23 protein-coding genes are annotated in these 24,650 nt (G+C 64.4%); 8 read left to right on the top strand and 15 right to left on the bottom strand.

The genetic code is table 11. The features are described 5' to 3' along the window. Positions 1-105 precede the first annotated feature (105 nt). The 4 genes from CGZ88_RS05490 to dnaA all read right to left on the bottom strand — a co-directional run bounded on the left by CGZ88_RS05490 (position 106) and on the right by dnaA (position 5,144). Positions 106-606, bottom strand: coding sequence for a DciA family protein (locus tag CGZ88_RS05490; RefSeq protein ID WP_026644931.1), 501 nt, complete (start codon positions 604-606; stop codon positions 106-108). Continuing rightward, complete coding sequence (gene recF, locus CGZ88_RS05485) at positions 606-1,775, bottom strand: DNA replication/repair protein RecF (protein ID WP_101671321.1); 1,170 nt, start codon at positions 1,773-1,775, stop codon at positions 606-608. The genes CGZ88_RS05490 and recF overlap by 1 nt, the downstream gene beginning before the upstream one ends. A gap of 94 nt (positions 1,776-1,869) precedes the next feature. Further along, positions 1,870-2,994, bottom strand: a complete 1,125-nt coding sequence (gene dnaN, locus CGZ88_RS05480) for a DNA polymerase III subunit beta (protein ID WP_101671320.1) — start codon at positions 2,992-2,994, stop codon at positions 1,870-1,872. 524 nt (positions 2,995-3,518) lie between these two features. After that, positions 3,519-5,144 carry a chromosomal replication initiator protein DnaA gene (dnaA, locus tag CGZ88_RS05475; protein WP_101671319.1) on the bottom strand — a complete coding sequence of 542 codons (1,626 nt, stop codon included), beginning with the start codon at positions 5,142-5,144 and terminating at the stop codon, positions 3,519-3,521. A gap of 352 nt (positions 5,145-5,496) precedes the next feature. Here dnaA and rpmH point away from each other — a divergent pair, with 352 nt between their 5' ends. The 5 genes from rpmH to CGZ88_RS05450 all read left to right on the top strand — a co-directional run bounded on the left by rpmH (position 5,497) and on the right by CGZ88_RS05450 (position 8,085). Further along, positions 5,497-5,631 carry a 50S ribosomal protein L34 gene (gene rpmH / locus CGZ88_RS05470; protein WP_024540161.1) on the top strand — a complete coding sequence of 45 codons (135 nt, stop codon included), beginning with the start codon at positions 5,497-5,499 and terminating at the stop codon, positions 5,629-5,631. A gap of 23 nt (positions 5,632-5,654) precedes the next feature. Further along, a complete protein-coding gene (rnpA, locus tag CGZ88_RS05465; protein WP_026644935.1) occupies positions 5,655-6,011 on the top strand; it encodes a ribonuclease P protein component in 357 nt (118 codons plus the stop codon). 23 nt (positions 6,012-6,034) lie between these two features. After that, positions 6,035-6,319 carry a membrane protein insertion efficiency factor YidD gene (gene yidD, locus CGZ88_RS05460; RefSeq protein WP_034523712.1) on the top strand — a complete coding sequence of 95 codons (285 nt, stop codon included), beginning with the start codon at positions 6,035-6,037 and terminating at the stop codon, positions 6,317-6,319. Between the two features lie 10 nt (positions 6,320-6,329). After that, positions 6,330-7,334 (top strand): membrane protein insertase YidC, encoded by a 1,005-nt coding sequence (yidC, locus tag CGZ88_RS05455; protein ID WP_026644937.1) that lies wholly within the window; start codon positions 6,330-6,332, stop codon positions 7,332-7,334. Between the two features lie 208 nt (positions 7,335-7,542). Then, on the top strand, positions 7,543-8,085 hold the full coding sequence (locus tag CGZ88_RS05450) for a Jag family protein (RefSeq protein ID WP_026644938.1): 543 nt from the start codon (positions 7,543-7,545) through the stop codon (positions 8,083-8,085). Positions 8,086-8,257: 172 nt separating this feature from the next. Here CGZ88_RS05450 and CGZ88_RS05445 read toward each other — a convergent pair whose 3' ends face one another. The 10 genes from CGZ88_RS05445 to CGZ88_RS05400 form a co-directional block, all read right to left on the bottom strand. Then, complete coding sequence (locus tag CGZ88_RS05445; RefSeq protein WP_101671578.1) at positions 8,258-9,547, bottom strand: metallophosphoesterase family protein; 1,290 nt, start codon at positions 9,545-9,547, stop codon at positions 8,258-8,260. An 8-nt stretch (positions 9,548-9,555) separates the two neighbouring features. Beyond that, positions 9,556-10,689 (bottom strand): ABC transporter ATP-binding protein, encoded by a 1,134-nt coding sequence (locus CGZ88_RS05440; RefSeq protein ID WP_101671318.1) that lies wholly within the window; start codon positions 10,687-10,689, stop codon positions 9,556-9,558. Positions 10,690-10,691: 2 nt separating this feature from the next. Continuing rightward, the gene (locus CGZ88_RS05435; protein WP_101671317.1) at positions 10,692-11,642 is read right to left on the bottom strand and encodes an ABC transporter permease; all 951 of its coding nucleotides are present in this window, start codon (positions 11,640-11,642) and stop codon (positions 10,692-10,694) included. After that, positions 11,630-12,535: an ABC transporter permease gene (locus tag CGZ88_RS05430; RefSeq protein WP_101671316.1), complete on the bottom strand. Its 906-nt coding sequence runs from the start codon at positions 12,533-12,535 to the stop codon at positions 11,630-11,632. The genes CGZ88_RS05435 and CGZ88_RS05430 overlap by 13 nt, the downstream gene beginning before the upstream one ends. Continuing rightward, positions 12,532-13,674: an ABC transporter substrate-binding protein gene (locus CGZ88_RS05425; RefSeq protein WP_101671315.1), complete on the bottom strand. Its 1,143-nt coding sequence runs from the start codon at positions 13,672-13,674 to the stop codon at positions 12,532-12,534. The genes CGZ88_RS05430 and CGZ88_RS05425 overlap by 4 nt, the downstream gene beginning before the upstream one ends. Before the next feature lie 496 nt (positions 13,675-14,170). Then, complete coding sequence (locus CGZ88_RS05420; RefSeq protein WP_026644942.1) at positions 14,171-14,785, bottom strand: HAD family hydrolase; 615 nt, start codon at positions 14,783-14,785, stop codon at positions 14,171-14,173. 161 nt (positions 14,786-14,946) lie between these two features. After that, positions 14,947-15,696 (bottom strand): GntR family transcriptional regulator, encoded by a 750-nt coding sequence (locus CGZ88_RS05415; protein ID WP_026644943.1) that lies wholly within the window; start codon positions 15,694-15,696, stop codon positions 14,947-14,949. Then, positions 15,690-17,054: an aspartate aminotransferase family protein gene (locus tag CGZ88_RS05410; protein WP_026644944.1), complete on the bottom strand. Its 1,365-nt coding sequence runs from the start codon at positions 17,052-17,054 to the stop codon at positions 15,690-15,692. Before CGZ88_RS05410 ends, CGZ88_RS05415 begins: the two co-directional genes overlap by 7 nt. A gap of 268 nt (positions 17,055-17,322) precedes the next feature. Then, complete coding sequence (locus tag CGZ88_RS05405; RefSeq protein WP_026644945.1) at positions 17,323-18,813, bottom strand: amino acid permease; 1,491 nt, start codon at positions 18,811-18,813, stop codon at positions 17,323-17,325. 125 nt (positions 18,814-18,938) lie between these two features. Continuing rightward, the gene (locus tag CGZ88_RS05400; RefSeq protein ID WP_034523605.1) at positions 18,939-20,018 is read right to left on the bottom strand and encodes a phosphotransferase enzyme family protein; all 1,080 of its coding nucleotides are present in this window, start codon (positions 20,016-20,018) and stop codon (positions 18,939-18,941) included. Positions 20,019-20,250: 232 nt separating this feature from the next. Between CGZ88_RS05400 and rsmG the strand changes: the two genes are divergently transcribed. From rsmG to CGZ88_RS05385, 3 genes are all read left to right on the top strand, one after another. Beyond that, positions 20,251-21,024, top strand: a complete 774-nt coding sequence (rsmG, locus tag CGZ88_RS05395; protein ID WP_034523606.1) for a 16S rRNA (guanine(527)-N(7))-methyltransferase RsmG — start codon at positions 20,251-20,253, stop codon at positions 21,022-21,024. A 259-nt stretch (positions 21,025-21,283) separates the two neighbouring features. Further along, on the top strand, positions 21,284-22,228 hold the full coding sequence (locus tag CGZ88_RS05390; protein WP_034523608.1) for a ParA family protein: 945 nt from the start codon (positions 21,284-21,286) through the stop codon (positions 22,226-22,228). Between the two features lies 1 nt (position 22,229). Then, the gene (locus tag CGZ88_RS05385) at positions 22,230-23,624 is read left to right on the top strand and encodes a ParB/RepB/Spo0J family partition protein (protein WP_026644949.1); all 1,395 of its coding nucleotides are present in this window, start codon (positions 22,230-22,232) and stop codon (positions 23,622-23,624) included. 4 nt (positions 23,625-23,628) lie between these two features. Here the strand turns inward: CGZ88_RS05385 and trxB are convergent, their stop codons facing one another. After that, entirely contained in the window at positions 23,629-24,579 is a 951-nt protein-coding gene (trxB, locus tag CGZ88_RS05380) for a thioredoxin-disulfide reductase (protein WP_026644950.1), read from the bottom strand. Positions 24,580-24,650 lie beyond the last annotated feature (71 nt).

The raw sequence follows: 24,650 nt of genomic DNA, 5'->3' as shown, positions 1-24,650 counted from the left end.
TATCTTACTCATGCTTAGGGACGGAATGCAATGGCGGCCCGTTCTGCATCGTTGTTCTCCTTCGGCGAACAACGGCGTCGCCGATGACGACTTTCGACGTCTCTATCAGCCGCGCGGACGTCGTGTATTCCGCTGCACGTATTTCATCATGCGCACGCCGCGGCCGTGTGTCTGCGGCCCGGTGACGCGCACCTCATCGATGCGCAGGCCGCCGAGGCGTTCGCGCAGCGTCTCAGTGAGCATCGGCGCGATCGCCGTGAGCTGTTGCGTCCACGACGGCGAATCGGCGGCAATCGTCAGCACGCCGTCCACGTAGCTGGCGACGCGAGAATGGCGCGCGTTGACTTCTCCGACGACGGACGCCCAATCCGATTCGAGCGATGCCATCTTGAGGTGCGGTCCCCATCCTGACTGTTCGACGATCTTTGTGAGCACGTCGCCGAGTTCGTGCGGGTCGCGTCCCGGTTTGCCGAAGTTGTCGAGCGCCTCCTCGCGGCGCACGCGCAGTTCCCTGATGAGGCCGGCCTTCGCTGCCACGCGTTGGAATTCCTGGGCGCCGAGCTTGCCCTCGTCAAGCTTGAGCGTCACGGCGATTGGCGTATGCATCAGCGTGCCTCCTCGTTGTATGACTGCTCGCGCAGCGTGGCCACGTCGATGATCCGCGCATCGGCGAAGGCGTCATCATCAGAGATGTCATCAGTAGGGATGTCGCTCGCCGCGGCGACGGTGATGAACACCTGCCGCTGCGCCGCCGCGAAGCGCAGAATCTGCGTGCGCCGCGTCTCGTCGAGCTGCGCAAAGACGTCGTCGAGGATGACGATCGGTTGCGTGCCGAAGCGTTCCTCGAGCAGCCGGTAGACGGCCATCTTCAGTGCAAGGCCGAGCGTCCACATCTCGCCGTTCGACGCGAATTCGCGCGCCGGGAAGCCGTTGAGTTCGATGAGCAGGTCGTCGCGCTGCGGACCGATGAGGTTGCGTCCGCGTGCCACCTCGCCGGCATAGAGCCGTTGGAAATGCTCGCTAATGAGCCGCGGGGCGTCCCCGCCCTGCGCGATCTCGTCGAAGGAGGGTTCGTAGTCGAGCGTCGCGTCGTTGCCGGGGCCGGCGAGTTTGTGCACGAGCTTCCGGAACGGCTCGCGCACCCGCTCGACGACGGCCATGCGGTCGCGCGTCAGCTGCAGGCCAAGGTCGATGTACTGGCCGGTCCAGATTTCCAGACCGCTGAGCGCCGCGTCGCGGGACGCGTCGAAGCCTTCGGATGCGCCGAGCTGCTTGAGCAGCGTCGCACGCTGCTTGGCGACGTGCGTGAAGCGCTGCAACGTGTCGGCGTAGCCGCGCACAAGCAGCGAAGCCGTCTGGTTGAGGAACTGCCGTCGCGAGGCCGGATCGGCCGAGACGAGCCGCTGGTCATCGGGCGTGAACGCGACGAGGGGGATGTCACCGACGATGTCGCGCAGATACATCGACGGGCCACCGTTGACGCGTGCGCGGTTCGCACCCTTCGCACGGATCGTCGCCTCATAGGTCGTCGTGCGGCCCGATTCGTCGTCGGTCAGGTTCGCGCGGATCGTCGCCGCGTCGAAGCCGCGTTCGACGAGCGGCGCCGACGACGAGGCGCGGTGGCTCGCGCCGGTCGCCAGGAACTCGATGGCTTCGACGATGTTCGTCTTGCCAAGCCCATTCGCACCCTGCAGGATCGTCACACCGGGCGCGAAGTCGAGCAGGCAATGGTCCCACGAACGGAAGTGGTCGAGGGCGAGGCGGGAGATGAACATCGGTTTCCAACGGTTCGGCGGGTGGACGGAAAAGGAAAGCGGAAGAAAAGGCGGCCGTGGCGTCTCCATGCGGCAAAGACGCCACGGCCATGACTCAGCTGTTGAAGCGCATCGGCACGAGCAGATAGCGGTAGGCGAGCGATTCCTCGGAATCCGCCTCCTGCTGGCCGTCGAACTCGACCGGCTTGACGGCCGTCGTCATCTTCATGCGGACAAACGGTTCGGTGATCGCGCTCAGGCCCTCGCGCAGATAGTTCGGGTTGAACGCGACGGTGATGTCCTCTCCGTCGAGGTCCACGTCGAGCACTTCGCTCGCCGAGGCTTCGTCGGCGGCGCCTGCCGTCAATGTGACTTCCTGGCCGGCGAAGACCATGCGGATCGGCGCGTTGCGTTCGGCGACGAGCGCAACGCGCTTGATCGCGTCGAGCAGGTTCTGCTTGTCGAGCACGGCGTGGATCGGGTAAGAGTCGGCGTACAGGCGGTCGACAGCCGGGAAGTCGCCGTCGATGAGCTGGACTGTGGATATGCGGCCAGCGTTTTCCACACCGAGCAGCGTCGGGTTCTCGACGTCCAGATACAGATTGACGTTCTGGCGTTCGTCGAGCGAACGGGAGATGTCGCGCAGATGAGTGCCCTTGACGAGCGCGACAGCGTCGAGGCCGTCGTCGGCCGGCGACCAGTGGAAGGTCGAGCGCGACAGGCGGAAGCGGTCGGTCGACGAGAGCGTCACCGTGTCGCCGACGAACTTCATCTGCACGGCCGTGAGCACCGGTCGGTCGTCGGTGCGCGCAATCGCTACTGCGGCCTGGATGATCGACTGTGTCAGCGTCGGCGCGTCCACCTGACCGAGCAGTGGCGGGAGCTGTGGCAGATCCGGGTATTCGCTTTCCGGCATGAGCTGCAGCGTGAACGTCGACTTGCCAGAGGAGATGCGCAGCGTCGAGCCGTCGGTCTGCAGGTAGGTCTTCTCGAAGGGCAGCGACTTGCTGATGTCGGCGAGCAGCTTGCCGGGCACAACGGCGGCGCCGGCTTCGTCGACGCCCGCCTCGATGTGGTCACGCGACGAAAGTTCATAGGTAAATGTGGACAGTTGGAGCGCACCATCCCGAGCCTCGAGTTTGATACCGGAGAGCAGTGGGTTGAGCTGCTTGGCGGACAGGATGCTGGTGGTCCAGGACACAGCATCGGCGAACGAGGTGGAATTAACTTCTACTTTCATGCGCTTTCCTTGACTGTTGACGATTGTGTGAGTCTGGCATTCATTCTAACTGCTTCTTGCTTGCTTCGTCGAGAGGAAGCGCGCTTCAGCGCGAATGTGCGTTGATGGTCATGATGATTACTTAAGTATGTAAGCTTTCATCACCATCATAAGGACGGTGGATATGTGGAAAACCTCTGGAAGCCTTACAGGCCAGCGGTTTATCCACAATTGGGGCATGTGGATAACTTCTGCATCGCCTGTGGATAAAGTGGCGGTTTTTCCACAGGATGGTTGGGGGCTACTCGCTATCCACATTTCGACTGCGCCTCTCCACGAGTTATCCACAGCTGATTTCGGCGTTTTCCTCGCGTTATCCACGAGCTTTGCCAACAATTGTGGATAACCATGTGGAAAACTTTGTTGCGAAATCGGCATGCTTGGGTGTGTCGCGCGTGTGCCGTATCCACACTGGACGCTGCCGAGATAGGCCCCGGCAGCTCGGCGAAACGCGGGCGCGCGTTCCGATTGCCGTGGGTTCCCGGCTACTTGTTGTTGTTGCGCTGGCGCAGCAGCACCGTCAGCTCGGTGACGTAGTTGTAGATCTCCTGCTTCTGCTTCATGCCGTCCGAGACGATCTTGATGTTGTGCATGACCGTCGTATGGTCACGGCCGCCGAACACCTGGCCGATGTTGACGAGGCTCATGCTCGTCAGATCGCGCGTCAGATACATCGCGATCTGCCGGGCGAGTGTGATGTTGCGGTTGCGCTGCGGGCCGACGATGTCGTCGAAGGTCAGATGGAAGTACTTCGCGACGCGTCCGATGATGTCGGTCGGCTTGACCTCGATATCGGTGGAGAAGAAGTCCTGCAGCGTCTGCTCGGCGAGCACGACGGTGACCGGCTGCCCGTTGAGCGAGGCGAGCGCGGTGACGCGGTTGAGCGCCCCCTCGAGCTCGCGGATGTTCTCGGTGAAACGTTCGGCGATTAGGTCGAGGACGTCGTAGGGCACGCGCATCCCCGAATTCGACGCAATCATCCGCAGGATCGCGATGCGAGTCTCGAGGTCCGGCGGCTTGACATCAACGGTGATGCCCTGCTCGAAGCGTGAGATGAGTCGCGATTCGAAGTCCTTGAGGTTCTTCGGCGGCACGTCGGATGCGATGACGATGCGCTTGTTCGCCTGATAGAGGCTGTTGAAGGTGTGGAAGAACTGCTCGAGTGTCTCGGTCTTGCCGCCGAGGAACTGGATGTCGTCGATGAGCAGGACGTCGACCTCGCGGTATTTGCGGTTGAACGCCATCACGCGGCTCGAGCCGGACTTCGTGCCGGCGTCCATGCGCAGTGAATCGATGAACTCGTTCGTGAACTCCTCGCTCGTCACATAGCGCACGCGGGCGCCGGGCTGCTTGACGAGCGAATAGTTGCCGATCGCGTTGAGCAGATGCGTCTTGCCCAGGCCCGATCCGCCGTAGACGCACAACGGGTTGAAGTCGCTGCCGCCGCCTTCGGCCACGGCGAGCGCGACGGTGCGCGCGAATCGGTTCGAATCGCCCGGCACGAAGGTGTCGAAGGTGTCGGAGGGGTTGAGATGCGTCTCCGGATCGATCATCGGCTGCGGGGTGCGGCCGAAGCGTGCCTTGAAGACCTCGGGGACGCCGCTGAGCGCCGTCGGCATCGCCGCTGCCGGATCGAGGTCGTCGCCCATCGAATCCTCGAAGGTCTGCACGACGGCGTCATCGTAATGTGTCGTCTTCGGCTGCTGCTGCACGACGACCGGCTCAGGCTCCGGTTCAGGTTCGGGCACCGGCTGGCGTTTGCGCGTATCCCCGCGCGGCGCCTCCTCGCTCAGCGCGGTGACCGGCAGCACCGGCTGTTCGGGTTCGTTTGCGCGCACGGTGATCTTGAAGGCGGGGAAGAGGTCGATGCCGCCGTTCGCGATGCGCAGCGCCTGCAGCAGCTCGTCGTTGAGCTCCGTCTGCAGCACATGCTGCGTCTCGCTGTTCTCGACGGCGAGGATGATGTTGGTGCCGAAGAGCGCCTCGGGGACTACGCCCTCGAACCATCCCTTCTCGCGGGCGGTCAGCGACGAGTTCTTCCGAAGCAGTTCGAGCGCGTTCGACCATATGACGGTCGCTTTGGCCGCCGGGTCGTTGGATGCTTCGACCATGATTTCGTCTCCATCGGTTAGATGCACATGCGTAACAGGTCATTTTTACTCTGACTGATGGAAGTTATCCACAAGCTCGCGTGTTGGAAATGCTTGGTTTTGTAATTACAACGGTGTGGTTTGTGTATAACTTCCCGCGGCTTTCCCCGCCATTCGCGACCGCGCTGTGGATGGCCGCGCGCAGCCGTCCACGACCGTGCGCCGGGCGTGTCGTGGATACGCCGTGCGAGGCTGGGCGTCGCTTGCACATGCGCGAGGTATAGGGGTATCGGTAAATTGGTAGAGATTGTCTCAAGCGAAGTCATGCATAAACGCATGACCCACCGACCTAACCTAACGGGAGCATGAAACTATGAAGAGGACATTCCAGCCGAACAACCGTCGTCGCCACATGAAGCACGGCTTCCGTGCCCGTATGCGCACGCGTTCCGGCCGCGCGCTGATCAACCGCCGCCGCGCTAAGGGCCGCAAGACCCTTTCCGCCTGAGTTTTCGATTCAGTCGGACGAACGTGGAACGGCTCAGAAGCCATCGCGATTTCGTCGCCGTGCTGCGTCGTCGCCGGAAGGTCTCCGGCGACGACGTCGTCGTGCATTATCTGATGCCCGACGACATGCCCGACGGCGGCGCCGGCGATGCATCCAGACATGTGGGGCTGGCCGTTTCCAAGGCGGTGGGGAACGCGGTCGTGCGCAACACGGTGAAACGCCGTTTCCGCGTGCTCGCGCAACGCTACGAGGACGAGCTCCCCGAACGCTGCAGCGTCGTGCTGCGCGCCAAGCCGAGCGCGGCGCACGCGTCCTTCGCGTCGCTTGACGCGCAGATGGCGCAGCTGTTCCGTGCGGTGCGCCGTAAGACGGCACGTTGATGACGGGTCACGCAGGGCGGGCGATGATTCGCTGCATCCGCTGGTATCAGCGGCGGATTTCGGCGAACACCCCGCCCTCATGTCGTTATTACCCCAGTTGCTCGAACTACGCGATTCAGGCGATTCGCCGCTACGGCGCCGTACGCGGCGGCACGCTCGCCGCGTTGCGGCTGCTGCGCTGCCGCCCCTGGAGTGCGGGAGGCATCGACGATGTGCCGCAGCGGTTCTCCCTGTTCTACAGATTCTCTTGGTCGCGCGCGCACGAAGAGCCGCGGCTGACCCCCCTGCCCCACGACGAGAAGGAGTGAACGGCCAGATATGACGGATAATTTCTTATTGGATAGCGGATTCTGGGGATGGCTGTACAAGCTGCTGACCCCGGTCGAGTGGCTCATGACGCAGGTCATGTACTGGTTCCACAAACTGCTTACGCTCATCGGCATGCCGGCCGTGGGCCTTTCCTGGGTGCTGTCGATCATCTTCCTCGTGGTCGTCGTGCAAGCCTGCGTCTTCCCGCTGTTCTACAAGCAGATGAAGTCGATGCGCGGCATGCAGGCGATCCAGCCGAAGATGATGAAGATTCAGAACAAGTACAAGGGCAAGAACGATCCCGCGAGCAAGGAAGCGATGCAGCGCGAGATGATGAAGCTCTACAAGGACAACCACGCCAATCCGGCGGGGTCGTGCCTGCCGATGCTCATCCAGGGCCCGGTCTTCATGTGCATGTTCTACGTGCTTTCGGCGATCCCATACATCGCGCGCGGCAAGCGCGCCCCGCTCGGCGCCTTCGACGTGGCGACCGCGCAGGAATTCTCGGCGACGACATTCTTCGGCACGAAGGTCTCCGACACCTTCACGACGGCTGGCACGAGCGGCAAGGTCGTCATCGCGATCTTCGTGTTCGCGATGTGCGCGTGCCTGTGGTACATGCAGTGGAACACGATGCGCCGCAACACGGCGCCGGCATCGATGAACAAGCAGACCGAACGCATGCAGAAGATGATGCTGTGGATCTTCCCGATCATGTACATCTTCTCCGGCGTCGCGATGCCGTTCGCCGTGCTCGTCTACTGGCTTGCGAACAACATCTGCAACCTGCTGCGCTCGTTCTGGCAGCTGCGCGAATTCCCGACCCCCGGCTCGCCGGCGGCGATCGACAAGGAGAAGCGCGACCACGACAACGAGAACAGGAAGCGCGCCCGCGAAGGCCGCCCCTCACTTGAGGAGGAGGAGCTGATCGAGGCGAAGAAGGAAGCGGAACGCAAGTCTGTGCAGGGCCATCAGCGCCAGCAGCCGCAGCGCAAGAACCGCAAGAAGAAGTAACGGCCGATTCTCCGGCCCGCCCGCGATTCCCACGACCGTCCGACGGTCGTGGGAATCGTCGTATCGGGGCCGTTGCCGCGCGCGGCGTGCCGGGTGACGTGGGACTGCCTTACACTGGTGTTCTGCAGGCGTGTATGTCCGGCGGCGCGTTCCCCGGACCGAACGATTTTTAGTATTGAGAACATTCCAATGCATGCAAGGAGTGCGTATGGTGCAGGACGAAGAACGAAGCGTGGAACAGCTGGACCGCGAGGCCGACATCGCAGCCGACTACCTCGAGGGTCTGCTCGACATCGCCGACTACGAGGGCGACATCGAGATGGGCGTGCGCAACGGCCGGCCGATGGTGCAGATCGTGGCCGACGACGACACCGACATCAAACATCTGATCGGCCGCAACGGCGAAGTGGTGGACGCGCTGCAGCAGCTGTGCCGCCTCGCCGTGCAGCAGGAGACCGGCGAACGTTCCCACCTGATCGTGGACGTCGACGGCTTCCTCAAGCGCAAGCGTCAGATTCTGCGTGACATGGCGCTCGACGCCGTCGACGACGTGCGTGAGACCGGCGAGCCGGTCGATCTCAAGCCGATGAATTCCTTCGAGCGCAAGATCATCCACGACGTCGTGCGCGACGAGGGACTGCGTTCGCGTTCGCACGGCGAGGAGCCGAAGCGTTACGTGACGATCTACCTCAAGCACAACGACGCCGACGACGAGGAACTCGAGGACGACGAGTACATCGTCGAGGACTGACGAACGCTGATCGCCTGATTCGCCGTGTCGTACAGACAGCGTACGCGGCGAATCAGCGCACATGTCAGTGCACACATGATGAGGGACGCGCGAACGATGCGGTTCGCGCGTCCCTCGTGTGTTTGATGATGTCTCGATGATTTGTGCGCGCCGACGATTTGTGTAACCACCGTCACCGCTGCGCCAGAGCGGCTGCGGCGATGCCCGCGCCGCAGAGCGCCGCCAACGCGACGCGTATCTTCGGCTTGCGCAGCAGGTCGCCGATGCAACCCCAGTCGCACAGCGTCCGGTCGCCGAATGCGCGGTACCAACGGCGGCGCGGCGCACGGCCCAACAGATCGCCGTACGTGAGCAGTCGCGTGTCGTAGGCGGCCGGATCGTCCTCGTGGAATTCGAAGAGGCGCAGCGCATGGTCGCCGCCGCGCGGACCGTAGGATGTGAAGCCGCATGTGGGCGTATAGCCGATGTCGAGGCCGTCATGGCGGGTGACGAACGCATTGGTGTGGTCATGCCCGCAGAACAATGCGAAATAGCCGCCGGCGCGACGGATTGCGGACACCTCGCCGCTGTTGTGCTCGCTGCAGCACGGATGCTCGCGCAGGACGGAGCCGGGGCGGCTGTGCGCGGCGTCGAGGATATAGCAGGCGTCCGCATGCCTGCGATAGCCGCGGATCGCGTTCGCGGTGAAACGGCCCACCGGCAGCAGGCAGTCGTAGATCTCGGGCGGCGGAATGTGCTGGAACACGACCGACGGTGCTCCGAGCGACCCCGCCGCCTCCCCCAGCCATGCCACGGCCTTGTCCGATGGCGAGCCGTAGCCGCATTCGGGGGCGAAATCACCGGAATTGACCATCATGATGCCCATCGCCGGCCTTGTGTCATCGGAAGAATCGACGGCGAGGGCGAAGGTGCCCGGCTCCGGGGAATCGGCGGGATTAAGACAACCGGGGAACATGCGGTAGAGCTCGTCCTGTCTCGTCAGTGGCACGCCGCACTGGAAGTCGTGGTTGCCATAGGTGACGGCGAAGGGGACGCCGTGCGCGACGATCGGCCCCAGAAATCCCGACAGGCAGCGCCGCACGGCCGCTTCAAGAGTCTGCGGTGTGACGGCATCGTCCGCAGATCGCCGGCTGATGCGGTTGATGGCGCGGACGACGGCCGCCTCGACGCGCATGCCCGGCGGCAACGGTGCGCCGGGAGCGTCGCCGCGCCGATGCATGTAGGTGGCGGCGAAGGTCGGGTCGTAGCCGCGGATCTGATCGCCGGTGAGCACGACGAGATCCGGGTCGGCCCGCTCAATCGCCGCCTCGATCAACGCGATCGCATGGCGATCCACGTCGGGGCCGTCCTGCACGTCCGCCAGCTGGAGCACGCGGAAGGTGCCGTCGGGACGGAAACGCAGATGGGCGTCGCGCGTTGCGGTCCCGTGATCGTCCACGCGGCCGCCGCGGCGTGAAGACATGGCCGCGGTCATGGGCGCGCGACCTCGTCGAGCGGGGCGGCGGCGACCGGGACCGGGCGGATCTCCAACGAGACATGGTCGCCGGGAAGGAAACGCATCGAGGAATCATGCTGGCTCACAAGCGGCGGCATCGTCGGCGCATCGTCGTGCGTTTCGACCTGCGTACGGCCGAAGGCGCCGAGGAACATGCTCGAACGCACGACGTAGCGGCCTTCGTCACGCCGATGCAACAGCACATGTTCGGGGCGTACGAACGCGGTGACCCGCGTGCCCGCGGGCAGCGGCCTGAGCGGCGGCACAGCGTGGCCGAGCACGTCGATCATGCCGTTGGGCAGCACATGCGTCTCCAGACGGTTCGATTGGCCGATGAAATCGGCGACGAACGGCGTCGCCGGCTTCGCATACAGCTCCTGCGGCGTGCCGATCTGCTCGAGACGGCCGTCCTTCATGACGGCTACGCGGTCGGCGATCGCGAGCGCCTCCTCCTGATCGTGCGTCACGAAGATCGCCGTGATGCCGAGCTCATGTTGGATCGAGCGGATCTCGTTGCGCAGCTGCACGCGGATCTTCGCGTCCAGAGCGCTCAGCGGCTCGTCGAGCAGCAGCACGCTTGGATTGACGATGAGTGCACGGGCGAGCGCGACGCGCTGCTGTTGGCCGCCCGACAGCTCGTTGGGGTAGCGTGAGGCGAAATCGGCGAGTCCCACCTGTTCGAGCATGCAACGCGCGCTGCCGAGCCGTTCGCGCCTGTCCACTTTCGCGATTTTGAGGCCGAACGCCACGTTCTGCAGCACCGTCATGTTCGGAAACAGCGAATAGTGCTGGAACACCATGCCCATGTTGCGTTTGCGAGGAGGCGTTCCGACGACCGACGTCCCGTCGACGAGGATGTCGCCGCGCGTGATTGTCTCGAAGCCGGCGAGGCAGCGCAGCGCCGTCGATTTTCCGCAGCCGGAGGGGCCGAGCAGGCAGATGAGTTCGCCCGGGCCGATTCGCAGATCGAAGTCGCGCAGCACCTCCTTCGCGCCGTAGGATTTCGAGACGCCGTCGAAGCACACGGTGCGCCCGAGGCCGTGCGCGTCGGCGACGTCGTCGCGGGAATGCCGGGCGGCGGTGTACGTGTCGCGATTTGTCTTATGCATGGTCAGTCCTTCCTTCGGGGTTTGCTATCGCCGCTCGTCATCGCGAACAGTGCGAACAGTGTGCACAGCAGCACGATTAACGTGACGATGACGGAACGGTAGACGTCGGTCTTCGAAATCGAGATGAGCGCCGTCTGCAGTGTTACGCGGTTGAGCAGCGAGGCTATCGTGAACTCGCCGAACGCGATCGCGGTGGTGATGAGCATCGACGCGACGATCGAACGGCGTAGACACGGCAACAGCACATCGATGAGTGTGCGCGGCCAGCCTGCCCCGAGTGATTCCGCCGCTTGGGAGAGCGTGCGGCAGTCGAGGCCGCGTAGGTCAGACGAGATCGTCGTATGCACGAACGGCAATGCGAGCACGCCGTAGGCGAGCGCGAGCGTCCACGTGTTCGTGCCGACAACGTCGCTGAGCACGGCGAGCACCGGGGCGAGTCCGACGACGAGGATGATCGCCGGAATCGCGATGGGCAGCAGCATCAGCATGTCCATCGCGCGGTCCAGCCGCGGGAAACGGACGGCGATGAGCACGAAGGAGGGGATGACGACAATCAGTTCGATGGCGAGCGTCACGGCGACGAGCATCAGCGAATTGAGCACGCCGTCAAGCAGTGTCGTAGAGGAGAAGTCGTGCGCATCGAACAACGTGAGCCAATGCTCGAGCGTAAATCCGCCGGTGGGGGAGCGGAACGTGAAGTACAGCATGCCGACGATCGGCAGCAGCAGGAAGAGCGCGAAAGCGGACAGGACGACCGTCTTCACGGCGCGGCCCGGACGGTCGTAGCGCCGCCATGCCGTGGCGGTCGCTGTATCTGCTTGGCGCGTTCGGTCGACGCCGCGGGCGGACGCGGCTGTGCTGCTGACGTCAGTGCCGCCGATGTCCGCGCGACTGCCGGCGTCCGTTTCGATGTCGGTCGCGTCGATCGCGATGGATGGGGTCAACGAAGCCATGACGAGGCCTTTCTGTCGATGACGGCGTAGAGGCAGACGACGAGCGTCATGATGGCCAGCATGCCGACGGCGAGCGCCCCCGAAGCGCCTTGTGATCCCAGTCCGGTTTCGCTGATCAATGCGGCACGCACCTGCAGCGGCGCGATCTGGGAGCCTTGGCTGATCAACGCGGCCGCCGTCGCATAGGCGGAGAACGCGTTGGCGAACAGCAGCAGGAAGCCGCTCATGAACGACGGCAGCAGCATCGGAATGCCCACATGCCGCCAGAAGCAGCCGGCGCTCGCGCCGAGCATCGCGACGGCTTCGGAAAGATGCCGCGGCAGCCGTGCCATCGCCGGGTAGAACGTGACGATCATCAACGGCATCTGGAAGAAGACGTAGGGCAGCACGAGGCCGATCGGCGTGTACAGCCATACGCCGTGCTCGTAGATGTCGAGATGCATCGTGTCGCGCAGGAACAGCGTGACCATGCCCTGATTGCCGAGCGTGGCGATGAAGGCGAAGGCCAGCATCACGCCGCCGAACTGGGAGAGCGTGCTCGCGGCGGCGTCCGCCAGACGGCGCACGGCGCCACTCTCCTTGCAGCCGAGCAGCGCGTAGCAGACGAGTGCGCCCAGGATCGCGCCGATCGCCGCGGTCAGCGCCGACAGCCACAGCGAATTGACGAAGGCGGCGGCCACGCCGGGGCGGCGGAAGATGGCGAAGTTCGCGATTGTCCATTCGCCGGAGGCGCCACGGAAGGCACTTGACACCACGAGGGCCGTCGGCAGCGCGAACATGGCCAGCACGTAGATTGCGAACGGCGCGAGCCCCATCGCGTTCGAGGCGCGGCGCATCGCCGTCGTCCCCCGTCGCGCATCGGCCGCGCCTGATGCAGCGGTTGCGCGGCTCATGATGCGGCGACGCCCGACCAACGTTCGGCAAGCAGCGTGTTCGCCTGCTCGGTCTGCTCCTGCGTCGCGAGGTGGATGTCCTCGGGCAGGCCGCCGGCCTGCTTGAGGGCCGCGTCGTCGATCGTGCCGTCGTCGGTCATCGCCTTGGCCATCACCGGCAGCGCGCCGGCCTTGAGGAACAGGTTCTGCGCGTCGGGCGTGTAGAGGAACTCCTCCCACAGGCGTGCGGCCGCCGGATGCGGCGCGTCCTTGTTGATCGCCTGGCTGTAATAGGAGCCGTAGGCGTTTTCGGGCAGCACGATCGTCTTGTAGTTGGGGTTCTGCTTGGCCGCGGCCACGTTGAGGTAGTTCCAGTCGATCACGACCGGCGTCTCACCCGAGGCGATCGTGGCGCTCGTTGCGTCGACCGGCAGGAAGTTGCCGTGCTGCTTGAGCTTCGCGAAGAAATCGATGCCCGGTGCGAAATCGTCGAGCGAGCCGCCCTCCTGCAGCGTCGCCCACGCCACCGCGGCGAAGGCGGCGCCGGCCTGCGTCGGATCGCCGTTGATGGCGACCTTGCCCGTGTAGTCCTTGCTGAGCAGATCGTTGAGGCTCTTGGGTTCCGGCGCCTTCGACGAGTCGTAGCCGATCGAGACGACGCCGGTGTAATCGTTGACGTAGAGGCCATCGGGCTGCTTGTTCTTCTGCGGGATCTTGTCCCACGCGCTCACCTTGTACGGGGCGAAGTAGTCGGTGCTCGACAACGCGACCGCCTGTCCCAGATCGAAGACGTCCGGCGCGTTCGCCTGTCCCTTGAGGTCCTGCGCCGCCTTGATCTCCTCGGCGCTCGAGGCTTCGGGGTTCGTCGAGTTCACCTGGATGCCGTACTTCGACTGGAAGGTCTTGATGACCTCGCCCCAGTTGACCCAATCGTCGGGGCATGCGATGATCGTGAGCTGCCCCTCCTCCTTCGCCGCCTTGACGAGTCCGTCCATGCCGCCGAAATCGGCGACGCTCGTCGCCGTGCGCGATTTGTCATCGACCTTGCCCGACGAGGATCCGCAGGCGGCCGCTGTGGCCGCCAATGCCAGCGCGCACAGGACGGCCGTGGCGCGGCGCAGCGTCGATATGATGAAGCGAGATGTGCTGTTGGTATTCATGCTATTCTTTTTCTCTCTATAGGAAAGCAGATACTATGATTAAAAGGTATTATTGCGTATTGAGAGCAATATTGTTTTTACCTTTGACTTAAGACTAGCATGTGCCGTTTGCCGTGCGGAGAGGCGGCGAAGTGCGGTTTGGGCGCTCGGATTCTTCCGTCCTTGTGTAGCGTTCGAGAGACCCTGTGACGATGAAAAGACTCGGGACGATTGATGTTGCGGCGGTCGCCACCGCCGTCCCGACGACTGTCGGTTCGTGTGTCCGTCGTCTGCCGTTCATCGATGATTCATGTGTGGTTTGCGGTGGATTCACCGTCGGTTGGCGCATGGTTCAGCCGATGTTCGTCGGATGTTCATCGACGCCGGTCGTGCGGCGCCGTGTCGGACAAGGAAGGGCGGCCGGCGACCGGAGCCGCGGGCCGCACGAAATACGACGGGGCGCGCACGAACCGTGTGGTTCGTGCGCGCCCTATGATGCGTTTTGTGACGCGGACGCTCAGTGCGCGTCGCGCACGGCCTGCAGCGCCTGATCGGCGTTGAGGAACTGCACGCCGCGCATGCCGACCTCGGTCGCGGCGCGCGCATTCTCGAACTTGTCATCGAAGAACATCGCCTGCTCGGGCTTGAGTCCGAAGCGTTCGATCGCGATCTCGTAGATATGCGGATCGGGCTTCGCACAGCGTTCCTCGGAGGAGACGATCGTGTCGCCGAGCAGATGCATCGCCGGGAACTCGGCGTGCGCGAGCGTGACGAAGGGCGTGCTGAAGTTCGTCAGCCCCCACAGGCGGTAGCCGTCGTCGTGCAGATCATGCAGCAGCTGCGGCATTCCCGGCATCATGCCGGCGAAGGCGCGCCGGTAGTTCGCGAAGTACAGGCGCATCGCCTCGTTGAGCTCGTCGTCGTGCGGATGGTGGCGGCGGAAGTCGGACAGCACACGTTCCTCGCTCCAGCCCAGATCGCTCATCAGATCGTAATACCAGAAGCCGTAGGGGTCGGCACGATCGAGCACCCGGCGGATGACCGGCGTCGGCACGAGCCCCTCCATCGTCAGTTCGGGACGCCAGTCCAGCAGCACTCCGCAGTAATCGAATACGACGTCGGTAATCGGCATGATTCCTCGCTTCCCGCGCTCTACGCGTCCATGGTCTTCGCGGGCACAGCGTGGCCGCACATGCCCGGGCGTCTGCGACATCCACCATCCTAGCGTCGCGGCCGCGTTGCGCCCGCCGCTTCGCACGCGCAGCGGAAACGGCGGGCGCAACGCCGGCGTCGTCACTGCGCGCGCGTCGCGGAGAGCCGCACGAAGCCCGAATGATGCATCGTGAAGCGCATGCGGTCGGCGAGATACGTGTCGATCGCGCGCTCGCACGGCACGCTGTGCGCGTCTGCGGCGATGCGGTGGATGCACAGCAGCGGCGCGCCCTCCGCGGTGCCGAGGAGGTTCGCCTGCTCGCTGTCCGCGGCGGTCACGTCGAGCGTCTCGTCGACGAACTTCGGGTGGATGCCGTAGACGTCCTCGAAATGTCCGTAGAAGGACGTCGTCAGATCGAGGTCGAGGAAGCGCGCGAAGCGATACGCCGGCAGATGCGTCTCTTCAAGGGAGAGTGGCGTGCCGTTGAGCATGCGCAGACGGATGATCCTGTAGATCATCGAACGGTCCTCGGGCAGCCACAGCAGCCGGCGATCCGCCGCCGACCCGGGCGTGAGCGTTGCGCTGAGCACGGTCGACGTGAGCCGCCACCCCTGCCGCCGGGCGATCTGCGTGAGTGATTCCACCGTGTTCAGCGAACGCTCGAGTTTGCCGTCGGAGACGACGATGCCGCCGCTGCGGCCGATTCTGCGCACGATTTCGTGGGTCTGCTCGAGCTGTTCGAGCGCAAGCCTGAGCAGCGTGCGCGAGATGCCGAACGATTCCGCGAGCGCGCGCTCCGAGCCGAGTTTCTCGCCCGGCCGCAGCTCGCGCGCGCGGATGACGGCGCGTATCCTGCGCGCGACGTCGTCGGCGGTGGGATGGGTCAGCATCCGAGTTCCTCGAGCGTGGCGGTGAACGCGCTGATGAACATGTCGACGTCGTCCTCGGTGAAGACGAGCGGCGGCCGCAGCTTGAGGATGTTGCCGAAGCGTCCGCAGACGGAGGTGAGCACATGGTGGTCGCGCAGCGTCTCGAGGATGTCGAGCGCGGTCGGCTGGTCGGGGTCCTTCGTGCCCGGTTTCACAATCTCGCAGCCGATGTAGAGGCCGGCGCCGCGCACGTCGCCGATGCACGGATGCTCGGCCATCAGATCGGTCACCGCCTGCTTGAAGATCGCGCCGACGCGCTTCGCGTTGCCCATCGTGTCATCGTCGCGCATGACGTCGAGCGTGGCCTGTGCGGCGGCCATGCACACCGGGTTGCCGCCGAAGGTGTTGAAATACGGGATCGTGCCGGCGAAAGGTTCGAGCACTTCGTGACGCGCGGCCATCAACGATGTGGGCAGGCCGTTCGCCATCGGCTTGCCGCTCGTGACGATGTCCGGCACGATGCCCTGGCGTTCGAAGCCCCAGAACGCGTCGCCGGTGCGCGTGAAGCCGGGCTGCACCTCATCGGCGATCCATACGCCGCCGAGCTCGTGCACGGTGTCGATGACGGGCTTGAGATAGCCGACCGGATCGGGGTAGACGCCGTCGGAGGAGAAGATCGAATCGGCGAGCAGCGCGGCGAAGCGGATGCCGTGCCGTTCCATGTCCGCGACGGCCTTGCGCACCTCGCCGGCCATCCATCCGCCGAATTTCTCGGCCGTGCATTCGCTGGCCGGCTTGCCGTCGATGACGAGGCGGTAGGTGTCAGGCGTGGGGATCATGCGCATCGTCAGACCGAGTTCCTGCGCGGTGCCGAGCGCGGGGGAGAGCTTCGACGTGAGTGCCGAGTTGCCGTGGTACGCCTCGGCCGTCACGATGACGCCTTCGCCGCCGGTGTAGGCCTGCGCGACGCGCACGGCCAGGTCGTTCGCTTCCGAGCCGGTGCACTGGAACATGATCCGGTCGATTTCCTCGGGCATCGTCGAGAGGATATCCTCCGCGTAGTTGAGGATGTTCTCGTGCAGGTAGCGCGTATGGGTGTTGAGTGCGCTCGCTTGGCGGCTCATCGCGTCGACGACGCGCGGGTTCGCATGGCCGACCGACGCCACGTTGTTGTAGACGTCGAGATATTCGACGCCGTCCGCGTCCCACAGGCGCGCGCCCTGACCGCGCACGAGGTGCACGGGATTGCGGTAGAACAGGCGGTAGGCCGGGCCGAGCACGTTGCGTTCCTCGGTGAGCCTGCGCGTCTGCGGGTCGAGTGCCGCCGCCATCTCCGGGCGGAAGCTGTTCGTGTCCATGATGGTCGATCGTGTGGCCATGGGTGCTCCTTGACGTCTGCTGGTTGCTGATCGCTGTTGATGGCGAGCGTATCGCGGCAATGTAGCGGCGTCGGATACGTTCTGGAAATGAACCATTATGGCGCGAAGAGCCGTAAATGGTTGTGCGGAGCTGTGAAATGGTTGTGCACAGCGGCGAAATGATTGCGCACAGCGGCGGCGGATGACAAAGCGGGCGCCCGCCGCGACTGCGACGGGCGCCCGATATGCGCGCAATCAATCGAAATCAGCGATGATCAATCAACGATGATCAGTCGTGCGTCTTGTATGCGGCGGTGCCGCCGGAGGCCGCGAACTCCTCCTCGGGGGAGAGCACGAGGTGTTTGCGCCCGTAGGCGGCGAAGAACACGGTGGCGGCCAGATAGATGCCCACCATCACGTAGACGGCGAGTCGGTAGTCCGGGTTGAGCAGGACGGCCACGAAGATCGCGAACGACAGCAGGCCGGCGATGACGGCGCCCGGAACGCCGAAGCGGGAGACGAAGGGCCGCTTGATGTTCGGCATGTGCCTGCGCAGCAGCACATACGAGACCATCTGCAGCAGGTAGGCGAGCACGGCGCCCCAGACGGCGATGTTCAGCACGACCGAACCCGCGCCCTCGCCGCCGTAGGCGATGATGAACAGCGCCGCGAAGCCGATGACGGCGCCGACGACGAGACCCCAGTACGGCGTCTTCTTCTTGCCGGTCAGCGACAGGAACGCCGGATAGTAGCCGGCGCGGCTCAGCGAGTACAGGTTGCGGCCGTACGCGAAGGTGATGCCCTGCACCGAGGCGAGCAGGCCGATGAGCGCGAAGGCGGACAGGATGGCGGCGAGGTTGCCGGGCAGAATCGCACGGAATCCGTCAAGCAGCGGCTCGTCCGAACCGCCGAGCGCGGCAGCGCCCATCACCGACGGATTCAGGAAAACGACGATGATCGCGGACAGGCCGAGCGTCAGGATGCACAGGCGGGACGCCTTCGGGATGTTGCGCTCCGGGTCGCGCACCTCCTCGGCCGCGAGCGGCAGCTGTTCGATGCCGAGGAACAGCCACATCGCGAACGGCATCGCGAAGAAGATCGCGCCGACGCCGAAGGGCAGGAAGCTCGAATGGCCGGCGGTCGGCGTGATGTTGAACAGCGAGGCGAAATCGACCTTGCCGCTCAACAGCGCGCCGACGCCGAAGAACGCGACAATCGCGAGCGCGGCGATCGACACGACTTGCGCGAAGCGGAACGAGGTCTCGGCGCCCACCCAGTTGAGCGCGACGAAGATCGCGTAGATGGCGAGCCACCACACCCATTGGTAGCCGGCGTCGGTCAGCGAGAAGCCGGAGATGTCCATCAGGATCGAATCGGCGTAAGCGGACGAGAAGTAGACGATCGTGGCCGCCGTCATCACGTATTCGACGGTCTCGGCGAGGCCGGTGAAGAAGCCGCCCCACGGGCCCATCGCGGCACGGGCGAAGGAGTACGCGCCGCCGGTATGCGGCATCGCGCTCGCCATCTCGCTGATCGAGTTGAGCATGAGCACGTACATGACGTAGACGACGCCGGCGGCGATGAGGAAGCCGCCCCATCCGGCCTGCGCGATGCCGCCGTTCCAGCCGGAGAAGTCGCCGGAGACGACGGCGCTCACGCCGATCGCCCACAGTCCGAACGCGCCCGCCGTGCGTTTGAGCTGACGTTTCTTGAAGTAGTCCTTATCCGTGGCGACGTAGGTCACCGATCCGAGTCCTGATCCCGATACCGTACTGGACATGGTGTGCTCCTTTTGTGCTTCAGGTGTGCATCTGTTCGTTTCTTTGTTCTTTGTTGGTGAGGTTGGTTGATTGATGATTGGGGGAGAAGAGAATTGGTTGATGAGGGCGACCGCCCGCGTATCCGCTACCGCAGCAGCCAGCGCGAGTCCTGCAGATAGCGTTCGGCGCACATGACGCTGCCGGGCGCCTGCTCGCGCGCGAGGCCGCCGGGCAGCGCGTCCTCGCGGTGGTTGGTCGTCCATCCGAGCATCTGCAGACGGCGGATCATCGACAGCGCGGACATGATCTCGAGTTCGTCGGGTGTGAATCGGCCAGCGACCGATTCGTAGCCGCGCATCCACGCCTTCGCGAGATCGGGGGCGTACTCCTTGTGTTCGATGAAGCTCAGCGAGGCCGCGTAATCGTAGAGATACCAGCTGTAGCCGGCGTCGTCGAAGTCGATGACAGTGAGCGTGCCGTCGTCGCCGCGGATGATGTTGCTCGGGCGCAGATCGGCGTGGATGAGGCCCCACGACTGCGCGTCGCGCGGCGCGTGCGCCATGACCTTGAGCGCCTTGTCGAGCGCGGCGTCGCACAGGCGGCGCTGCAGCGCATTGAGGTTGGCGGTCTCCCAGCGGCCCCAGCGCGGTGCGGTGCCGACCATGTCCGAAAGATCCCACGTGAAGCGCTTGAATCCGTAGGGCTGCTTCCATGCGCGCGACTGCGCGTGGAACTTCGCCGCCCACGAGCCGATTGTCTCGTAGTACGCGCTCGGATCGTCGAGATCCTCGAGCACGGTGCCCTCGACGAACTTCGTCGAGACGACCATCCAACTCACGTCGTTGAGGTCGCGGATCTTCGTGACGAACATGCCGCGCACGGTCGGCACCGGGTTGATCAGATTCACGCCATCGATCTCGTGCAGCGCGTTGAGCCACGCGATCTCCGAGGCGACGGCTTCCGGCCCGCCGACGTATCCCGGCTGGGAGACGCGCACGACGCCTTCGGGCCGGCCGTCGATGATGAGCACGAAGGTCGCGTTCTCAGAGACGGTGATGAGATCGAGCCGCGCGCGCTCCGTTTCGATGCCCCACGCGCCGCACACGCCGCGGAACAGCCAGTACGGCGCCGGCGAGCCCTTCGTGAGCGAGCTGAATGCGTTGAGCGAGACGGAGGCGACGGGGTCGTCGAGCAGCGGTTCCGTCTCGATGTCCTGTTCCTGCATGGCCACAGCTCCTTTCCAGTCCTGAATGTTGTCTTCGATTGTGCGCGCCTGCGGGTTTCCGCGCGCCCATCTGCGGTTACGGCCCAGTAAATAAACCCTTCCGATTAATTAATGGTGCGTTACGTGCATATGCGATTCGTGCCATATATGTTTCACGTGGTGATAAAAGTTTCACGTGAAGATGAACTGAGACGGGGATGTTGCACGTGAAAACGGTATAGGATGGTGCGTTATGAGTGACGAGATCCATACCGACGAACAACTCGCCGATTCCCCGGTGCTTGAGGCGACCTTCGGTGATGCGCTGGGCGCGATGAAGGTGTTTCACGGGAAACTCGCGCAGGAAGGTGAACCGAGGGGGCTCATCGGGCCGCGCGACGTGGACATCCTGTGGGAGCGGCATCTGCTCAATTCCGCGGCGATCGTGCCGTTCATCCGCGAGGCGACGGAAGGCAAGCGCTTCCGCACCGTCGCTGACATCGGCAGCGGTGGCGGTTTTCCGGGCCTCGTGGCCGCCGCGATGCTGCCTGATTGCGCGTTCACGCTCATCGAGCCGATGGAGCGTCGCTGCGAGTGGCTCGCCGAATGCGTCGAGGCGATGGGGTTGTCCAATGTAATCGTCGTGCGGGGGCGCGCCGAGGAGGCGATTGCCGCGCTTGACGAACGTCAGCCGGAGGCGAAGCGTCACGTCAAGGCCTCCGTCGTCGTCCCCGAGGGGGTGCGCGACGCGATTCGGCATCCCTTCGCGGCTGTGACTTGCCGCGCCGTCGCGCCGTTGATGAAACTCGCCGGCTGGACGCTGCCGCTCGTCGAACCGGGGGGTGAGCTCATCGCGCTCAAGGGGCGCTCCGCGCAGACTGAGATCGACAAGGCGCGCAAGGTGATCGCCCAATACGGCGGTGTGCGCCCGCGCGTCGTGACGGCACCGGTCGCCGACGGCCTCGAGGATACGCGGGTCGTCATCATCAACAAGAAGGCGACCAGCAAAAAGGCGGCGAGGCGGTAGGTTATCCACATCGACTGTTGATTGGAAAAAGTTATCCACAATCTCGATGTGGATAACTTGATGGCCGCTGACAGCTTGTAAATCAACGATTTTCACAGTGGCAGGGCGTGGGGAAAACGGAAGTTATCCACAATCATCCACCGGTTATCCACATTGGGAATCGGGCGGACGCCCTGTCCAGACGGCTACACAGACTTGAAGACACTGCGACTCAACTAGGAGGACAGTCCTCGTGACAGATCAAGGGAACATCCCCGGCATGGAAAGCACAACGGAAACGCTCGCGCGCATCTTCAAAGGCAGCGATTCCGGCGTCGGCTCGCAGATCGCCGACGAATCTACGCGCTACGAACGCATCAACGCCGCGGAATTCAAACGTCCGGCACGTACACGCCGCATCGCCGTCGCCAATCAGAAGGGCGGCGTCGGCAAGACGAGCACGGCCGTCAACGTGGCCGCTGCATTCGCGCAGACGGGCATGAACGTGCTCGTCGTCGACATGGATCCGCAGGGCAACGCATCGACGGCGCTCGGCGCGAAGCACAACTCCGGCGACCCGTCGGTCTACGACGTCATCGAGGGCCGCGCGACGATCGCCGACGTCATGCAGGTCTGCCCCGATTACAAGACGCTGCACGTCGTGCCCGCGTCGATCGACTTGAGCGGCGCCGACCTCGAACTCGCCGACATGCCCGACCGCAACAACCTGATGCGGCACGCGCTCGACGAATTCCTCGCCAACAGCGACGTGCACTACGACTACGTGTTCGTCGACTGCCCGCCGAGCCTCGGCCTGCTCGTCATCAACGCGATGTGCGCGGTCTCCGAGATGCTGATCCCGATCCAGGCCGAATACTACGCGCTCGAAGGCCTCGGACAGCTCATCAACACGATCGGCCTCGTCCAGTCGAACTTCAACCCTGAACTGCTCGTCTCGACGATGCTCGTGACGATGTTCGACCGTCGCACGCTGCTCAGCCGCGAGGTGTACGAGGAAGTCAAGACGCACTACCCGAGCATCGTGCTCGACACGACGATTCCGCGCACCGTCAAGATCTCGGAGGCGCCGAGCTTCGCGCAGACCGTCGTCAGCTACGATCCGCGCGGCATGGGCGCGATTGCCTACCGCGAGGCCGCGCTCGAAATCAACAACCGGTCGGCCGTCGTACTGGAGACCATCGCATCGAGAAGAAACGAGGAGTGACATGGCATCGAAATCACGTTTGGGCCGAGGACTCGGTGCACTGTTCCCCTCACTGCCCGGCGAACAGCCCGACTCGGTGACGCCGCCCGAGCAGCCGAAGAAGCAGACGCCGAAGCAGCCGACACAGCCGACGCCGGCGAAGTCGCAGCCGAAGCCGGCGAAACAGCAGCAGACGCCGGCCGCCGCGTCAGCCGCCAGTGAGCAGCCGGCCACGCCGGTGTCGCCGCTGAGCTCGACGATTCCGTCGATGGGCACGATGACGCGCCACGGCGAGACCGTCTCGAAGCTCGCCGCGCCGATGACGCTGCAGCCGGAGGCAGCCGAGCATCGTCCTGCGGCACAGACCGCCGAACAGTCGTCGCAGTCGCGCTCGATGTCGGCAACGACCTCATCGTCGTCGCAGAAGCGCGCGACGATGCCGGCGATCGGCGACATGGCGCACCCGAGCGACATGTTCTTCGACGGCACGCCGATCGTCGCGAAGCACGACGCCGCGCCGCAGCAGGAGACAGCCGAGGACGGCCTCAAGCCGGTCGAAGGCGGCTACCTCGTCGAACTCGAGGTCACGCAGATCGGACCGAATCTGCATCAGCCGCGGACCGTCTTCGACGACGAGGAACTGCGCGAACTGTCCGAATCGATCAAGGAAGTCGGCGTGCTGCAGCCGATCGTCGTGCGCAAGCGCCCGGTCGAGCAGATCCGCGCCGCCCATGCGCAGCCGCAGCAGCCGAGCGGCGACCCCTTCGCCGACCGCATGGACAGTGAATACGAACTCATCATGGGCGAGCGTCGTTGGCGCGCGTCGCAGATCGCCGGCCTGACGAAGATCCCGGCGATCGTCAAGACGACGGCCGACGACTACATGCTGCGCGATGCACTGCTCGAGAACCTGCACCGCGTCGCGCTCAACCCGCTCGAGGAGGCGGCCGCCTATCAGCAGATGATCGACGAGTTCGGCCTCACGCAGATGCAGCTCGCACGTTCCGTCTCGAAGTCGCGTCCACAGATCGCCAATACGCTGCGCCTGATGAATCTGCCGGCGAGCGTGCAGAAGACGGTTGCCTCCGGCAAGATTTCGGCGGGACATGCGCGCGCGCTGCTCGGCCTGCCGGACGCCGCGTCGATGGAGGCGCTCGCCAAGCGCATCGTCGACGAAGGTCTGAGCGTGCGCAGCGTCGAGGAAATCGTTTCGATGCAGGCGAGCGACCATCCGAAGAAGCCGAAGACGAACAAGCACAACCCGTGGGCCGGTTCGCCGATTCAGGTCAGCCTCGAACAGCGCTACGGCACGAAGGTCTCGATCAAGGGGTCGGAGAAGCACGGCCGCATCGAGATCGTGTTCTCGTCGCCCGAGGAGATGGACCGTATCATCGGCCTGCTCAACCCGCAGCAGTAACGCCTTAGGCGTCGGCTTCCTCGGCGATCGATTCGAGATAGGTCTGCACGTCGATCGCTGCGCGGCAGCCGGTACCGGCTGCGCTGATCGCCTGCTGATAGACGGGGTCGGCGCAGTCGCCTGCCGCGAAGACGCCGGGCACGTTCGTGCGCGTGCTCGCGCCGTCGACGACGATGTAGCCGTGGTCGTCGAGCGTCAGCGCGCCGCCGAGGAACGCCGTCTGCGGGATCTGCCCGGCTGCGATGAACACGCCGTTTGCGTCGAGCTCACGCTCCTCGCCGGTCTTCACGTCGCGCACATCGATTGACGTGACGGCCTTGCCGTCACCGTTGATGCGCGTGACGACGGTGTTCGTCATCACATCGATCGCCGGATTCTCCATCGTGCGGTCGATCATGATGCGCGACGCGCGGAACTGGTCGCGCCGATGCAGCAGCGTCACCGACGAGCCGAAACGGCTCAGGAATCCGGCTTCCTCCATTGCCGAGTCGCCGCCGCCGACGACGACGATCGGCTTGCCGCGGAAGAAGAAACCGTCGCATGTCGCGCAGTACGAGACGCCCTTGCCGGCGTACTCCTCTTCGCCGGGCACGTCGAGATGGCGGTAATACGAGCCGGTCGCGACGATGACGGCGCGCGCACGGTAGACGTCGCCGCCGTTGCAGTGCACCGTCTTGATCGTCTCGTCAAGTTCGACCGATTCGACGTCGTCGTAGACGAGTTCGGCGTCGAAACGCTCCGCCTGACGCTGCATCGCCTCCATCAGATCAGGGCCGAGCACGCCGTCGGGGAAGCCGGGGAAGTTCTCGACTTCGGTCGTGTTGACGAGCTGCCCACCCGGCGTGAGGGCGCCCGCGATGACGAGGGGTTTGAGGCCCGCCCGTCCCAGATAGATGGCCGCCGTGTAGCCTGCGGGGCCCGAACCGATGATGATGACATCGCGAATTTCACTCATGTCTTCACAATAGATGCGCCCCGTCGATTATTTCGATGTATCTCTGTGGGCACATGCGCTCGTCCCGTGAC

This window comes from Bifidobacterium anseris (genome assembly GCF_002860345.1).
GTDB lineage: Bacteria > Actinomycetota > Actinomycetes > Actinomycetales > Bifidobacteriaceae > Bifidobacterium > Bifidobacterium anseris.
Note: the sequence above shows the minus strand (reverse complement) of the source record. Positions and strands in the feature narration are given on the sequence as shown.